General features: G+C 58.6%; 11 protein-coding genes and 1 pseudogene. 3 read left to right on the top strand and 9 right to left on the bottom strand.

Features of this window, described 5'->3' with window-relative positions; genetic code table 11:
• Nucleotides 1-74 precede the first annotated feature (74 nt).
• The 6 genes and pseudogenes from AACX99_RS14965 to AACX99_RS14940 all read right to left on the bottom strand — a co-directional run bounded on the left by AACX99_RS14965 (nt 75) and on the right by AACX99_RS14940 (nt 6,426).
• Nucleotides 75-845: a nuclease-related domain-containing protein gene (locus AACX99_RS14965; RefSeq protein ID WP_339412999.1), complete on the bottom strand. Its 771-nt coding sequence runs from the start codon at nt 843-845 to the stop codon at nt 75-77.
• A gap of 400 nt (nt 846-1,245) precedes the next feature.
• Entirely contained in the window at nt 1,246-2,208 is a 963-nt protein-coding gene (egtD, locus tag AACX99_RS14960; protein ID WP_339412997.1) for an L-histidine N(alpha)-methyltransferase, read from the bottom strand.
• A 2-nt stretch (nt 2,209-2,210) separates the two neighbouring features.
• Nucleotides 2,211-3,494, bottom strand: coding sequence for an ergothioneine biosynthesis protein EgtB (egtB, locus tag AACX99_RS14955; protein WP_339412995.1), 1,284 nt, complete (start codon nt 3,492-3,494; stop codon nt 2,211-2,213).
• Nucleotides 3,495-3,726: 232 nt separating this feature from the next.
• Nucleotides 3,727-4,122: a putative Ig domain-containing protein gene (locus tag AACX99_RS14950; protein WP_339412993.1), complete on the bottom strand. Its 396-nt coding sequence runs from the start codon at nt 4,120-4,122 to the stop codon at nt 3,727-3,729.
• A gap of 1,037 nt (nt 4,123-5,159) precedes the next feature.
• Nucleotides 5,160-5,459, bottom strand: a pseudogene (locus AACX99_RS14945) (PAAR domain-containing protein); the annotation flags it as partial.
• A 343-nt stretch (nt 5,460-5,802) separates the two neighbouring features.
• On the bottom strand, nt 5,803-6,426 hold the full coding sequence (locus AACX99_RS14940) for a hypothetical protein (RefSeq protein WP_339412991.1): 624 nt from the start codon (nt 6,424-6,426) through the stop codon (nt 5,803-5,805).
• A 168-nt stretch (nt 6,427-6,594) separates the two neighbouring features.
• Here AACX99_RS14940 and AACX99_RS14935 point away from each other — a divergent pair, with 168 nt between their 5' ends.
• Nucleotides 6,595-7,206, top strand: a complete 612-nt coding sequence (locus AACX99_RS14935) for an EndoU domain-containing protein (protein WP_339412990.1) — start codon at nt 6,595-6,597, stop codon at nt 7,204-7,206.
• 232 nt (nt 7,207-7,438) lie between these two features.
• The gene (locus tag AACX99_RS14930; RefSeq protein ID WP_339412989.1) at nt 7,439-8,098 is read left to right on the top strand and encodes an EndoU domain-containing protein; all 660 of its coding nucleotides are present in this window, start codon (nt 7,439-7,441) and stop codon (nt 8,096-8,098) included.
• A 216-nt stretch (nt 8,099-8,314) separates the two neighbouring features.
• On the opposite strand, the gene AACX99_RS14925 is transcribed toward AACX99_RS14930, so the two are convergent.
• The 3 genes from AACX99_RS14925 to AACX99_RS14915 form a co-directional block, all read right to left on the bottom strand.
• Nucleotides 8,315-8,974, bottom strand: a complete 660-nt coding sequence (locus AACX99_RS14925) for a phage tail protein (protein WP_339412987.1) — start codon at nt 8,972-8,974, stop codon at nt 8,315-8,317.
• Entirely contained in the window at nt 8,959-11,277 is a 2,319-nt protein-coding gene (locus tag AACX99_RS14920) for a hypothetical protein (RefSeq protein WP_339412985.1), read from the bottom strand. The genes AACX99_RS14925 and AACX99_RS14920 overlap by 16 nt, the downstream gene beginning before the upstream one ends.
• A gap of 668 nt (nt 11,278-11,945) precedes the next feature.
• Entirely contained in the window at nt 11,946-12,461 is a 516-nt protein-coding gene (locus tag AACX99_RS14915) for an RNA polymerase sigma factor (protein WP_339412984.1), read from the bottom strand.
• A gap of 808 nt (nt 12,462-13,269) precedes the next feature.
• On the opposite strand from AACX99_RS14915, the gene AACX99_RS14910 reads away from it, so the two are divergent.
• Nucleotides 13,270-14,529, top strand: a complete 1,260-nt coding sequence (locus tag AACX99_RS14910) for a TRAFs-binding domain-containing protein (protein WP_339412982.1) — start codon at nt 13,270-13,272, stop codon at nt 14,527-14,529.
• The last annotated feature ends 6 nt before the right edge of the window (nt 14,530-14,535 follow it).

Genomic DNA, 14,535 nt, shown 5'->3' with positions numbered 1-14,535 from the left:
AATTTTATATGCCGGGTTCTGGGCTGACGATGAGTAAGATGAGGCAGGTTTTTACATTATCCCCTGGCCGCATGTTAAAGGTGCTGCATCTTCCGGCACTTAGGAAACCCCGAGCATCCCCAAAATTGGTGCCCCGCTTTCGCCCCTGATCTCGCAGTACGAATAACCAGCGCACTGCCACATTTCGGGCACTGCCGCTCAGCTGTCGGATCACTTCTACGTTTAAGGTTTTGCACATGCTCGCTCTGAGTGGCGAGGGTTGGCGCGCGGCGGCCGGTTTGCAGGGCGTGCAGCATGGCGTCGACTTCAGCTGTGCTAAACACCGGCTGCTGGAATGACTGGATATAGCGGACAAAGCCGATGCCCTGGGTGACGTTGGCCGGCACTGCGGTTTTAAAGCTGCTGCCGCCGACAAAGGTTATGACCGAGTGCAGGTGCTCGGGGTTTACGCCCAGGGTGGCTTCCAGGGCTTTAAGGTGTTTGTAGTTCTGCCGCAGCGGGTTCTGGAATTTGAAGCTGTGCTTGGGGAATTTCTGCGTCCACTGCGCTTGGTTTTCGCTGCCGAAAATCCAGCCGCTCATATTCTTCGTTTCCAGCACAAAGATGCCGTAGGGCGAGAGGAAGATATGGTCGATCTGCGTGGTGCCGTCGGGCGTGTTGAGGGTGACGTTGTGCAGGCGGCGGTAGCTGTGTTGGTCCAACTGCCAATGGGCGAATAAGCGCACCAGCAGTTCGCCAATATGGCCCTTGGCCCAGGGCGATTTGAGCAGGGTTATCAGCAGCAGGGCGGGAATCAGCCAGGCCAGCGCATCGATAAGTGGCCGCAGGATAACGCTGGGGTCCATGCCTTCTTCCTTGAGCAATGCCGCTTGAGTGGCGCCCGTAAGCTGGGCGAGCAGGCGTGTCGGAACTCCAGATGCATGACACTGCTCCGGATAATGGCCAATTGCTTTCAAAGGCTCAAGGGGCTAGCGACTAATGTCCAACAATTGATCGCTTGGCATGCCTGGCTTAGCGCGATGTGCGCTGAGAATGGCGGCTCGCAGCGGCTGTGCGGCGGGGCGGGGGCTTAGGCTGTTTGTGCACGGCGGAAGGGCAGAGCAACGCGCATGGATGGGCTGGTTGATCCGTGAGCCGATTAGCGAGCTTATTCGGCTCACGGCTCACGGCTCACGGCATGCGCCGATACGGTGGGCGATTGGGCTTAGGCCGCCACCGAGCGTCTGCCCGGTGGCGGCCGGGCGGTTACTCGCTGCGCAGGAAGTGCACGCTAAACAGCTCCGCCGGGTCGCGCCACATCGCCACCGAGGCAAAGCCGCAGTCGGCGGCCAGCTGACGAAAGCTGGCCGGGGTGTATTTGTAGGAGTTTTCCGTGTGCAGGGTTTCGCCGGCAGCGAAGTCGAACACGTGGTCCTCGATGCGCACCTGCTGCGCTTGCGGGCTGACCAGGTGCATCTCGATGCGCGATTCGGCCTCGTTATAGAAGGCCCGGTGCTGGAAGCGGCGCGAATCGATGTCGCTGTCCAGTTCGCGGCGGATGCGCTCCAGCAGGTTGAGGTTGAACAGGGCGGTTACCCCGGCCTCGTCGTTGTAGGCCCGTTCGAGTACCTCACGCGGCTTGACCAGATCTACGCCGATCAGCAGGCCGCTGCCGCTCGGTAAGGCTTGATGCAGGTTACGCAGAAAGGCGCGGGCCTGCTGGGGATCGAAGTTGCCGATGCTGGAGCCGGGGAAGAAGGCCAGCGGGCGCTCGCCCAGCGCCTCGGCGGGGAGCTTCATCGGTTGGCTGAAGTCGGCGCACAGGGCGTGTACGTCCAGCCAGCGGTAGTCGGTTGCCAGGCGGCGGGTGCTGGCGTGGAGGAACTCGCGGGAGATGTCCACGCCCAGGTAGCGCGCTGGGCGCAGGGCTTCGAGCAGCAGGCGAACCTTGCGGCTGGCGCCGCTGCCCAGTTCCACCAGGCTGGCGTTACGCCCGGCCAGCGCGGCAATGTCATGCGCGGCCAGGCGCAGGATGGTTTCTTCGGTGCGGGTGGGGTAGTACTCGGGTTGCCGGCAGATCAGCTCGAACAGCTGCGAGCCTGGGTGATCGTAAAAGAACTTGGGCGATATGCTTTTGGGATTGGCGGCGAAGCCCGCCAGGGCCTCTTCACGCAGTGCTGCTTGTTCGGGGTCTAGGGCCTGTTGCTGAACGCGGTTTGCCAATGCCATGGTCAGAGCTCCTTGGCCAGGCGCAGGCCGGAGAACTGCCAGCGCATGGTGGGGTAGAAGAAGTTGCGATAGGTCGGGCGTATGTGGTCTTCGGGGGTTACGCAGCTGCCGCCGCGCAGCACCATCTGTCCGGACATAAATTTGCCGTTGTATTCACCAAGGCTGCCGGTCAGTGGTTGGAAGCGCGGGTAGGGGCGAAAGGCGCTGGCGGTCCACTCCCATACATCGCCGTAGAGCTGCTGCAGGCCTTCGCCGCCGCTGGAGGCCACCGGGTGCAGGTGGTCGTTCTCGACGAAGTTGCCCCAGGGCGATTGGTCCTGGGCGGCGACTTCCCATTCTTCTTCGCGGGGCAGCCGTGCTTGCGCCCAGGTGGCAAAGGCATCGGCCTCGAAATAACTGAGGTGGCACACCGGCGCCTCGTGGTCCAGCTCGCGCGGGCCGCCCAGGGTCAGCTCCAGCCAGTCGTCGCCATCCCGTTCCCAGTACAGCGGCGCTTGCCAGTTGGCGCGGCGTATATGGTCCCAGCCATCAGCCAGCCACAAGGCGCTGCTGCGATAGCCGCCGTCATCGATAAAGTCGAGGTATTCGGCATTGGTCACTGGCCGGCTGGCCAGCTGGAATTCGTCGATGAAAACCCGATGCCGCGGCCGCTCGCAGTCGAAGGCAAAGTCCTCGCCGGCATGACCGACATGGCGCAAACCGGCGGGATAGGTTTGCCAATGCAAAGGGGCCGCCTTGCTGTCGCCGGGCTTGAGGTCCTGGCGATAGGCCGGGCGCAGCGGGTTTTGCGCGAGGATGTGTTTGATGTCCATCAGCAGCAGTTCCTGGTGCTGCTGCTCATGCTCCAAGCCCAGCTCAACACGCGGCAGCACTTCGCTGGCGATATCGCTGTCTAGGTGGCTGAGCAATTGCTCCATGGCCAGGTCGACATAGCTGCGATAGGCGTACACCTCGGCCACGGTCGGCCGCGACAGCAAACCCCGGCGCGAACGCTCGAAGGGCGTGCCGTGGGTTTGGTAATAGGAGTTGAACAGGTGGTCGTAACGCGCATCCAGCGGGCGGTAGCCGCGCAGGAAAGGCTGCAGGATGAAGGCCTCGAAGAACCAGGTCACGTGCGCCAGGTGCCACTTCGGCGGGCTGACGTCCGGCATGCTCTGGATCACATAGTCCTCACGCTCCAGCGGCTCGCACAGGCGTTCGGTGACGTGGCGTACGCGGTGATAGCGTTGGCGAAGGTGTTCGAGGTTTACCAGAGACGTGTCGTTGCTGGGAGCACGGTTCGGCATGTCACGCATTCTCTACTGGCGTCGCAGGGAAGGCGCGACCTGTCATTAAGCCGACCGGCCGAGGGTAGAAAAGGTTCAGAGAATTTGCTGTTCAAACGGGCGGATGGCTATTGGGCGTGCGGTTCGGTGGGCGCTAGCCGGTGAGCTGGGATCCGGCTTGGCGCCGATTAACGAGCTTGTTCAACCTACTGGCTATCAGCTCAACCTGCAGCCTCACTTTTGAGGCCTACCGCTATTGCCTGACTTCGAGTTTATAAAGCCGCTCCACATCTTGGCCCGTGCATTGGGTGCCGAAGGTGTTTCCGTATACCAGCACGTCATAGGTGCCGGTCTTAGTCGGCGTCCCATGGATGACGCCATTCTGTTCTCTTGTTTCATGGCTCAACACTAAGCCTTCAGGCAGGGGGTGGGCAGGAGCCACTAGCAGTTTGCTGACAGGAGTGCTTGCGTCGACCACATCAACCCTAACGCTATATGGCGTCCCCACTTTGGCGATTGGAAGCTCCGTAGGCATTAATTTGAGTTCTGGTCTGGTAGCGCAGCCGGCAAGGACACTGCCAAACATTACAGCTTCACAGCCGGACAACATCATCACCAATCCGCTAATGGCGACTGATCTAAATCTCATGTGCATTTCCTTCTGCGTTATGGAATTCGGGTGAATACCTGCCCACCAAAGATCTTGTTGAGCAACTGGTCTAGCCGATAGCCACGGGTTACCAAATTCCCAACCATTCCCCAAGAGAAAAAGTTGGAGCGGGTAATGTTCTCTTCCAGCGATGTGGCGGGTGTGATGACGCCATTTGATGTTTCGGGAGTACCCTCCCACACAATCCAGTGGTTTTTGCCGACCCCCACCCCACCATCAACCATGACCGCATTTACGAGCGACACAACGTGGTGTGTGGCGGCTACAAAACCAAGCAGTTCAAGCAAGCGATCCAGGCTGACGCTGCCAAGCTGGATGTTGTGGAATACAACTGATGCTCCAGCTTTCACGAACCACGATTCAATCGCACCAGGAAAGGTGATCCCAGCGGCCTGATCGTCCGGCGAGTCGTAGTTCAATAACCCGTTCTCGCTATCTCGCAGACTTGCCAGGGAGATCCAATCTATCGGGGGGATGCGGTCGCCCGGTGCCTTATTGCTAAAGTTCTTAGGGTTGCAGCAGGCATGACTGGGCTTGATGTGTAGGCGGCCAATGGTCGTTTTTCCCGTTTCCCAGAGATCGATGATGGACTGGGCATATAAGTCTGGCCTGTCCATCAGCAATGCATAGAAGAAGACAGCAGGGCCACATAAAGATGTTCGATCTTGATCCGGGTAGACCGGGAGGCGCATCTGGCTGTTGGTCGGCCTTCCGTGCGCGCGTGCGACTCGTAGTCGAAGCTGATCAATGATCTGCTGCTTTTCGAATGGGTCTCCCGGACTTCCCATCGGGTAGCCGCGATCATTGAACACGCGGCCTTTGGTCACCGAGCATTCGAAGTCGTCCAGGATCTTCTCGGCCACAGCTACTCGATCAATCGCTGGCGCTGACTGAGCCAGAGCTGCGACTGGCTGTGCGGGTTGCGCCGCGAGGGCCGTAGCCGGCGGTTGCCGGTTTGGCGTAGTAACAGTGGCCGCTGGAGCTGCGGCGGCTGGCAGCGCTAATGAGGTTGGCGCGGTAAAGGGTGCCGCGACTGCGGAGTTACCGATGATCACGCTACCTGAGCCGCCAACGATCACACTGCCATGCCCCCCGGTACTGCCCAATGTCGCCGCTGGCAGGCCATTGATCAGCACTGTGTTAACAACTGCACCCACGATGGGGCTGCCACACACCGACGTATCGGTCAGCCGCGCGGCTGGTAAGTTGTCAAAGAGGACGTTGGGTGAGCCCTTGGCGATGGGGTTGGTGCCATGGCCAGGTAATGGGCAAGAGGTGGGGTCAGTTTGGCGAGCCGCCGGTTTTCCGCTCATGGTGAAACTTCCTTGTTTTCGGAGGTGTAGATCCTACGCGTTTCTCCTGCAGTGCTCTTGCTGCGTGCCTTGAACTGAGCGTGGTGTCACGGCTCCAGTATGGGCGGTTGATTAAACACGCCGCCAGGGTGCGCGGTGTCTTCTGCATATAAGCCCTGCAACCTTAAAGGTGACGCCTTGCGCGTTCTCTAGGGGCGTTAAGCGCCACTGTTGCGGTGCATTACTTGAGTTCAGCGGCGGGGGTAAACATGAAGGGGCTGGTCTGCGGCGCTCGCGCGAGCGGCTATTAATGCGAGGAATAATCAGCACACGCGACGGCAGTGTCAGTGCCGTCGCGTGCTTGGGTTTAGCTGGCGAGGAAGTCGAAGTTCCACAGGCCGTTGTTGCGGGTCAGGGTGACATCCACTTCGGTGGCGGTGATGGGCGCGATGTACTGCGTCATGTCAGAGAAGTTCTGCACGATGTAGGTCTCTCCGACCATGGGCGGTGTTGCGACCATGAAGTAGAAGTGAGGCAGGTACTCGAAGCTGACCGTCATGCGTGCATCCACCTTGGGCATGGTGACTACGGGCCGGCCATTAACATACCAATTGCTGTCGAGCTGGATGAACGGATTGGTCTTGTTGATCACCCCGCATTGCTGCGGGGTTAGTTTGTCCTGCGCCAGTGAGGTTGGCGCAGCTTCGAGAAACGGCGACAAGCCGCTTGGGCTAACTGCCTGGATTAACTCCCCCGGAGAAATACCGCGGCGCCCCGAGACAATGGTATTGCCGGGTTTGTCCCCGAGCGTGGTGACATCGGTTTCAATCACTGCTTGATAGTCGAACGACTCGGTTGCACCGGCCGAACCCGTTAATACCTGCCATGCATGAATTTGGTAATCCCGCTGTGGCCGCTGAGGCTTGAGGAAGACCAATACAGTCTTACCTTCCATATCGTCGACAGCGAAGTTCACGTTGAATACGGTCATGGTCAATCTCCTTTTGTTCCGATTGCAGCCGCAGCTGAACTGCCGTGGCTTGCTGCATTGACGAGGTAGAGCGGCGCTTGTGAAAAACGCCATGCACTTCACAGGAAGGTGATGAGTGCCGTCTGGCCTGCGGGGGCTAATCCCCGCTTACCAGAAAGGATGCTCATCATGAACAATCGCAAGCTCAAGCTATTCCCTGCCGGTCTGCTGGCGCTGCTGTTCAGTGTGTCTGCGTTTGCGCAGATCGACTGTGTCGGTGGTTCTGCCGCTGTGGCCAATGTGCTGCTCAACCCCGGTGCCGCTAACACTAATCTCAACCCCTACATCAACCAGCGTCACGTATTTTGTGGAGGGCTGAGGGACGACGACACCGCAATGGGGTATCACTCACGGCCTGATGGTCATGACCCAATATTGGCTCCGGCGGTGCTCGCTGCGCGAGTGACCGGAGCCGTTACGCAATCCACTGACTATCCTGATGTGTATCAAGGCGTAGGCATTCAGGTGCGTCAGGTGGACGGCCCTTGGGTTGACAAACAGCCGGATGTCTCGACGTTTTTTCCTGATCATTGCACCCAGGCGCAGGTGGTGGCCTCGATCGGTTATGCCTACAGCCAAGACTCGCAAGTCGCTAGCGCGCCGTTTCATGGGCCCTCTGCGCCCAATGCGGGCTCGCCGCTTTACTGCACCGGTAGCGACGGTTCTCTATTGCAGGTGCAGGGTTATCTCAATTTGATTGACGGCAACTGGATTGTGAACACCGCTTATCCGCAAATGTAGAGATAGTGTGCAGGGTAGGCGCTAAGCCGCCCTGCACGGTTTTGACCGTTTGATTCTTGTGTAGCGTTTTTACGCTTAAGGGGCCGGAGCCCCTAGGCAATGCACGCATATCGCATGTTGCTGGTGAACCATACGTTTGGCGTTTGGCGCTTTGCCGGGGCATTCACAAAGCTTGCGCTACTCCGTCTGGAGAAAGGGACAGCCGTCCCTTACATCAGAAAGGAGTCTAACCATGCACATGTTTCCTACCTTCCCCCTCGGCGTGGCCGCAGTAATGTTCAGCGTGTCAGCTGTGGCGCAAATTAATTGCTCCGCCGGTGCGCCTGGGGTTAACCCTGTGCCGATCCAAGTCGGCAATGCGCCGATAGCCAACAGCCGGATCAACCCACAACTGAATCAACGACACATCTTTTGTGGCGAGATCAATCCTGTCGGCAATGCCGTTGGCTACCACTCCCGGCCAAATGGCCACGATGCACTGTTGGGCACACGACCAGGCTCGCCAGTCGCTGCGCAAATTACCGCGGGGCAGCGTTTTATCGTGCCGCCGGGCAACAATCATCCCGCGCCGTATCGTTATGTTGGCAATGGCGTGCGGGTATTCAATGTGGCCACTAATGCTTGGGTGCTTAAAGCAAGTCCTTCGACCTTCTACCCGGACAGCTGTAGCCAGCGGGAGGTAGTGGCGTCGATTCGCTATGCCTATATGCACCCGTATAGCGCTGCCCCTGCAGGGCCGAATAATCCGTTTAGCGGTCCTTCAGCACCCCGCGTAGACGCGCCAGGCTATTGCACGGGTGCAGGCGGGCAGATTTTTACGGTGGGTGGTTACTTGAATCTCATTGGCGGTCAGTGGGTGGTTAACTCGGCTTACCCGATTGCGATGTTTTAGCGGCCTTTATTGAGTTGTAGAAGGCTTTGTAGGGCGCACTTCTGCCGCAAGATGCTATTCGGCGGTGTAGTGCGCCCTTATTAGTGGGTGTCGTGTTTGGCGAGGGCGTAATGAGGGGCCTTCGGTAGAGGGCGGTGAGCACCAGGAATGTACGGCTTAAGTGCGGGAGGCGTTATAGACGGCGAGTGGCAGGCTGAGTGCGGGCAGTGACGACGCTTAAATTGCGCGGATGAGAAAGTGCACGTATTGATTTTTGCCGCGACTTTCCTCGCTTAGACGCACAAGTGCGGGCTCGCCGGTGGGGCTCTGTGGCGCTGAACTGTCCTGCGTCTGGTTTTGGCTTGAGCCTTGACCGCCTTGCTGGGCAACTTGCAACGCTGAACCGGCCTTTTGGTAGCTGTGTACGTGCGTTTGCAGGGCGTCGTATTGCACTGAACCTACCGCGTTGCCTGCCCAGCCACCGGCTTCTTGCGCGGAGCGCTTGTCAGCATCGGGGTCACGCTGTTGTGCGTCACCGTTCGGGCCAATGGGGTCGGTGGCTGCGCCGTTAACACCACGTAGCACTCGGCCACGGTAGTCCGGTAGCAAAAAGAAGCCGGCTTGCACCTGCCCTTGTTGGTCCAGCGCCTGGCCGTAGAGGTAACCAATTGCGCGAAATAGTCGTGGGTAACGCGCCACCGCAACACGCCTGCCGTCGCAGAGCAGCCAGCCGAGTCGGGCCAGGTGCAGTGCGTACGCCGCCAGTGCGGGTGGCGGATAAGTGGCATTGGTGGGCTGGTCTAAGCCCGTTGGCGCGGCATAACTGATCACGCTGCCGACCGGCAGCGTGCTGGGTGGCACCCACGAGGCGGGGCCGGGCGTTAAGGTGCTGAGCATGATGATTGCAGCTCCAACTGTTCGGCGAGATAGCGATGACAGGTTTCCACGTTGAAGCGCCAGCATTGATCTTGCGCCGGTAGCTGCGTGTGCAGGTCTTGCCAGAGGTTGTAGAGGGCAGCGTCCTCGGCAAACACCGGCACCTGCGTGTCGTCGCCCAGCCATAGCCGGCCGCCGCTGCGCAGTAGGTAGAACAACCGTGCGGCGCTGGCGTTGTCGAGCGCTAAGGTCATGCGCAATTGCGCCGCCTGCAGCAGCGCAATACTGGCCTGCGGACGATTCAGCTCGCTGTGCAATGGCAGCCAGTCCGCCGGTTGTGTAGCGCTGGCGTAAGCCAATATGGCCTGCTGCCACGGCAGGGCGCGGCACAGCCAAGGCTGCAGTTGTTGCGCGCGGCGCAGGTTCAGGTCGTGGCTGTTCGGGTAATGGCTCTGTACTGCCTGCAGAATCGTGCCTTGTAGCCGGTTAACCAGGCAGCCAGCAACGCCGCCGGGTTGCTCGGCGCAGAAGCGTTGCAAGGTGGTGGCCAGTTCGACCAGCGCCTCTTGGTAGGCTTCGAGTAGTTGGTTATAGGCCTGCGTTTGCCAGTCCGCCCGTTGTACCGCGTAATGCTGCGCGCTGCAGGTGAGTTGCAGGCTGATGGCTAGCGCGTCGCTGGCTGTGACCAGGGTGAAGGGAACCTCGCCACTCAAACCGATTAGCTCGACCGGCTGAGGTGTGTCCAGCGTCAGCGCCTTGCCGGCAATCAATAGGCTGCCACTGCTACCGCTGGCGGCGGCAAACTGCAGGCTGTTGGACTGATAGCCCGGTGGAATAGTTAAGGTGCCGCAGGTCTTCGGTGGTGTGCTGCTCAAGTCTTGGCTGATGCGCAGGGTTTTCTGCGGGGCGGTGAGTAGGCGCTGCAAATTGTAGCGCTGCGCCAGCGCCAGGTAGTTCTGCTGGTTGAGCTCGGCGGGGCTGCTCACGCCCGGCACAGTATCTGTTGTCACCCAGGGCGGTACAGGGATGGTTTGGCGCTGCCCGTACTGGGCGTTGAGGGCCGTGAGCAATACTTGGCCTGGGTTATCTAGTGTCCAGTGGAACAGCAGGCGTGGCCCAAGATCGCGCAAGCGCGCGTCACGCTGTTCTACAAGCCAATGATAAAAGCCCCGTCGGGCCTGCTCGCCTAGATTATTTAGTCGCTGCCAGCTGCTACTTTTCCACGCGCTGCGCAACAGCAGTTCGCGCCGCGTGCGCAGCGTGTGTTGGGTTTGGCTGAGCGCGCGCTCGAACAGCTGCTGAACCTCAGTACGCGCCTGCTGTACCGGTTGAAAATCAGCGCCATCGAGTGTGCCGGGAGCGACCAGATAGTTACCGTTGACGGTTACGCTGAGCCCATCAGCACCGTATTGCTCAGCCAGGTCATTAAATTGAGTGCGGGTGACCAGTTGCGGCTGATCCAAGAGCTGCTGCTGCGTAGTGCTGTGCTGCTGTTGTTCGGTGTGCACTTGCGTGGCGTCGTGCTGCCGCTCGCTCAGGCTGGTTTGGCGGCTGACGCGTTTACCGAGCTGCTCCCCCGGCAACAGGTTGATCGCTTCGGCAATGGAGCCCAAGGCATAGCCGCAGACGCGTTCGGCGAATTGGTACAGTTGCCCTGCCCCCAGCAGCAATCCTGGTGGGGCTTGCATTGTTTGGCCTTGGGGGAGTGGAAACACAGGCGTGGGCAGCTCGGCTTGCGCGTGTTGGGCCGCGCTAATCTGCGTACCAGTAAGCAAGGCCTGCGGTGCTGTGGTTAAGCCTTGCACCAGTGCCAATACACGCAAACCGCGTAGCAGGTCATTGAGTGCGGGGGACTGGCTGTAGTCCAGTACCAGCAGGCTCAGATAACTGTTGGCCAAGCGCTGCCACTGTATGGCGAAGTCGGGCAGGCTGAGCACATCGTCTGGCGGCATGCCGAACAGCTGGGTCAAGGCGGCGATCAGCGCATCGCTATTGCTCAGTGGTTGCGCCAGTACTGCATCGGCTTCAGGGCTGGCCAGTCGTGTGAAAGGCGTTGGCAAGGTGTCTAGGTCTGCGACGAACTGGCCTTCCCAAGGCACCTGGTTGGTGAAAAAGGCATTGGCTAATTGTTGTAAGGGTTCCAGTGACTGTTCATCTGCGGTACTGAGCAGCTGTTGATAAAAGGTCGAGGTGTTGGCCAGCGCTAATAATCGCAGTAGTGCGGGGGCTCGAGTGTCAGCCGCAGGCGGTACCAATAGCGTGAGAAAGCCCAGCTGCCGAAATGGTGCTAAGCCACTCACCTGATTGTCGGCATGCTGCTGCATTGCCTCTGCAGGCGGCGTGGGCGTGGGCGTGGGCGTTGGGGGTGTGGTCGGTGGCCAGCTGTCCAGCTGCTGTGTGATAAAACTGCCGGGTAAGAGCGGCAGGTTGGCCGAGCAATGGTAAGCGCCGTCGCGGCCGATATCGAGCCGGTATGCACACTCAGAACGGCTGAAAGGGGCCGGTAGATTCGTCGCCCATTCGGTGCTGCTTCCGCCTAAACTGGCCGTATCCAACCGCATGCCCGGCGCTGTCAGTGTGATGTCAATGACAGGCGAGGCGCTACCGTGTCGCCAGAGAGACCACTTACCTTGCCACGGTGTGGGTACTTGCAACTCGCCGCTACGCGGAGGCACCATTTGGTTGCCCGACAAGGTTAGTAGTGGCCCCCAGCCGCTTTGTATAAAAGCATCAGCCGCGACATAGCTCGCACTGAACAGCCACTCCTTAGAACCTTGTTGCAGCAGACTTAAGGCCAGCGACTGAGTGCCGCTCGGTACCTTTAATAGAAAGCCTGCTTGTGCATTGCTTTGGCTAAGACTGAAGCCTAAACCATCGTCCTCGGCGTTGACGTAGCCTTCTAGACGGGGCCCGTCATCGCTACGCAGCCAGCGCCAAGAAACCTCGAGTAGGCCGACCTCGCAGTGCTTCAGCATGGTGGTCGTCTGGGATGTCATAGGTCACCTCCCTGCATATCGAACGGGCACAGCCAGCCACGCAACTGCTGTCGTGCGAGCTGTACACGCTTACGTGCGTTGGGTTCGCTGATCGCGAGAACCACCGCCATGTCGCCATACTCAACTCCGCCGATGCAGCGCTGCTCCAGTGCTTCGCTCAGTGGCACGGGCAGCCGCTGCATGGCCGCGCTTAGCGCTTCCAGAGCTTCGTGCAGACAAGCAGTATGTTCTGGGCCGTCCTGCGCAGGGTGCAGTTGGGTTTCGTCAAACAGGGCGTTGTCGATCCAGTCGATGTTGCAGGTGGGTAAGGTTTGGCGTAATCGATCGATGCAGTGATTGTGCGTTACTCGGCGTAGCCACGCCGGTACGTTATGGATGTTGCTGAGACGCTCAGGCTCTTTCTCTAGTAGGTGAAACAAACGCAGCCTTAGCTCGCTAAGCGCATCTTCAGCGTCATGCGGGCTGCGAATAACCTGCTGGCAGCGCCGCTTCATGATCGTTTCGTTGGCCATCAAGAATCTCCAAATGGCAGCCTGGGTTACGCGCTGAGCCACGCGTGCGTCGATCTCCATGAGCCTCGTCATAATCATTCCTTGATTGCTCGTGACGTCGGAACCGGAATGCTCTTCGCGGAGCGGTTCTACGTGCCGACCGAACATGAATGACGTAGCTGCGACTGAACTTGTGAAGAACTTAATCGGCGCACACGTAGTGCGAGGCCACCGACAGTTTATGAAGGGCGTAAACGAGCCATGCGCGGGCATTGAACGGCAGAGAAGGAAGGCCGGGCCGCACGAAGATTGAGCAGCTGTGCTTTTCTGCAGGCATGAAAAAGCCGCGCAGTGCGCGGCTTTGGAGTTGGTGGGCCCACACGGACTCGAACCGTGGACCAAAGGATTATGAGTTGCCTAGAAACGCTGCAAGCCCAGTAAAATCGCAAGTAGCTTAACGTAGGTACAGTAAGCTGAAAGCAGCGTGGTTACTGGTTTCGAGCGAATTATTCCGAAAGTGCCTGAAGCTGAGCACTGTACCGCTATTGTACTGTCGTTAACGGTCGTTCCGTACTCTACTAAGTGCCGGCTCCGGCCTCTGTTTTGCTTATAGTTGTTCACAACGAGCCCAGGTATTTACGCGAGACCTGCTTTTAGCGCCGGCGTAGTCGTTGATCAGAAGGGGCTTTTGATATCTCTGAGCCTTGGATCGCCCGTACTGCCCCCCAGCTCAAAGCCGTCCGACTGATGCCGTATAATGTTTCGTTCTCAAAATATACTGGCAACGCAACGTGCGAGCCTAACCGAAACATATCGCTGACATGGGAAGATGGAAGTGAAAGTATGCTTTGTAGTAATGGGGTTCGGGAAAAAAACTGAATATGAAACCGGTCGCACGCTTGATCTGAATGCCACCTACGAGACCATTATCGAGCCTGCCGTCACTTCTCAAGGCTTGAGGTGTATCAGGGCTGATGAAATTACGCAGTCAGGGTTTATCGATGTAAAAATGTACGAGATGCTCCTTAGAGCCGATCTGGTCATTGCTGACATTTCTACTGGAAACGTGAATGCCGTTTATGAGTTGGGCGTGCGGCACGCGCTCAGGCCCAACTCAACCATCATCATGAATGAGGATCAGGGCAAGCTGTACTTTGACCTGAACCATGTCAGCACATTTCGGTACCAACACTTCGGAGATGACATTCTGGCGCGAGAAGCCAAAAGAGCTGTTAAAGCTCTTGGGGAGCTTATTGGCGCTGTAATGGATGCTCAAGCCGTAGACAGCCCTGTTTACACATTTCTCCCCAAGCTCCTCTCGCCAAGAATGTCCGACGAAGAATACGAAGAGCTGCTGGAGGAGGCCGAGGAAGCACAGCAGCGCTTTTCTCGTCACATGCGTGAAGGTGAAAAGTTCATGCGACAAAGCCGGCACGATCTAGCGAGTAGGGAGTTCGCGGCAGCCAGGGATATGAAGCCTGGCGAACCTGACATTCTGCAGAAACTGGCATTGACCACTTACAAGGCAAAGCTCCCCGATGAGATTTCGGCATTGCGCGCCGGCCTTGAAATCATCCGCACATTGGACCCTGAGGCCTCGAACGACCCCGAGACTGTGGGCGTGGCCGGAGCGATCACTAAGCGCCTGTGGTTGCGTGAAGGCGACCGCGAGTCGCTCGATTCGGCGATCCAGTTTTATCGACGCGGATTTGAGGTGAAACGCGACTATTACAATGGCGAAAACCTAGCGCTTTGCTTCGAGTTTCGTGCCCAGGTTCAGGCAGAGCATTCCGAAAAAGTGTTCGATTTCATGTGCGCCCATAAAATTCGCCAGATGATTGTGAAGTCGCTACTGCCCCTATTTGAATCCGCGGACTTTTTCGATCGCCCCGACAAGCGCTGGATATATGCCACGTTAGCCAATTGCTATTTCGCCATCGAAAGTCCGACCGAAGCCAAGGCTTTCGAGCACAAGTTTTTGGGCGCAGCCGACGCACAGTGGGAAATAGACACCTATATGGCTGGCAAGGATGAGCTGTTCGCCATCAGGCCAGAGCGGCTGGCAGCGCTTTCTACTGCCCAAAAATGAGTGCGC

Source organism: Pseudomonas sp. EA_35y_Pfl2_R5 (assembly GCF_963970805.1).
Taxonomy (GTDB): domain Bacteria; phylum Pseudomonadota; class Gammaproteobacteria; order Pseudomonadales; family Pseudomonadaceae; genus Aquipseudomonas.
This window is presented reverse-complemented; position numbering and strand designations above follow the sequence as displayed.

What these genes read in the sequence shown, in the direction of transcription:
- AACX99_RS14965 (WP_339412999.1), bottom strand. Translation starts at nt 845, where the DNA reads ATGGACCCCAGCGTTATCCTGCGGCCACTTATCGATGCGCTGGCCTGG.
- egtD (WP_339412997.1), bottom strand. Translation starts at nt 2,208, where the DNA reads ATGGCATTGGCAAACCGCGTTCAGCAACAGGCCCTAGACCCCGAACAA.
- egtB (WP_339412995.1), bottom strand. Translation starts at nt 3,494, where the DNA reads ATGCCGAACCGTGCTCCCAGCAACGACACGTCTCTGGTAAACCTCGAA.
- AACX99_RS14950 (WP_339412993.1), bottom strand. Translation starts at nt 4,122, where the DNA reads ATGAGATTTAGATCAGTCGCCATTAGCGGATTGGTGATGATGTTGTCC.
- AACX99_RS14940 (WP_339412991.1), bottom strand. Translation starts at nt 6,426, where the DNA reads ATGACCGTATTCAACGTGAACTTCGCTGTCGACGATATGGAAGGTAAG.
- AACX99_RS14935 (WP_339412990.1), top strand. Translation starts at nt 6,595, where the DNA reads ATGAACAATCGCAAGCTCAAGCTATTCCCTGCCGGTCTGCTGGCGCTG.
- AACX99_RS14930 (WP_339412989.1), top strand. Translation starts at nt 7,439, where the DNA reads ATGCACATGTTTCCTACCTTCCCCCTCGGCGTGGCCGCAGTAATGTTC.
- AACX99_RS14925 (WP_339412987.1), bottom strand. Translation starts at nt 8,974, where the DNA reads ATGCTCAGCACCTTAACGCCCGGCCCCGCCTCGTGGGTGCCACCCAGC.
- AACX99_RS14920 (WP_339412985.1), bottom strand. Translation starts at nt 11,277, where the DNA reads ATGCAGCAGCATGCCGACAATCAGGTGAGTGGCTTAGCACCATTTCGG.
- AACX99_RS14915 (WP_339412984.1), bottom strand. Translation starts at nt 12,461, where the DNA reads ATGGCCAACGAAACGATCATGAAGCGGCGCTGCCAGCAGGTTATTCGC.
- AACX99_RS14910 (WP_339412982.1), top strand. Translation starts at nt 13,270, where the DNA reads ATGGAAGTGAAAGTATGCTTTGTAGTAATGGGGTTCGGGAAAAAAACT.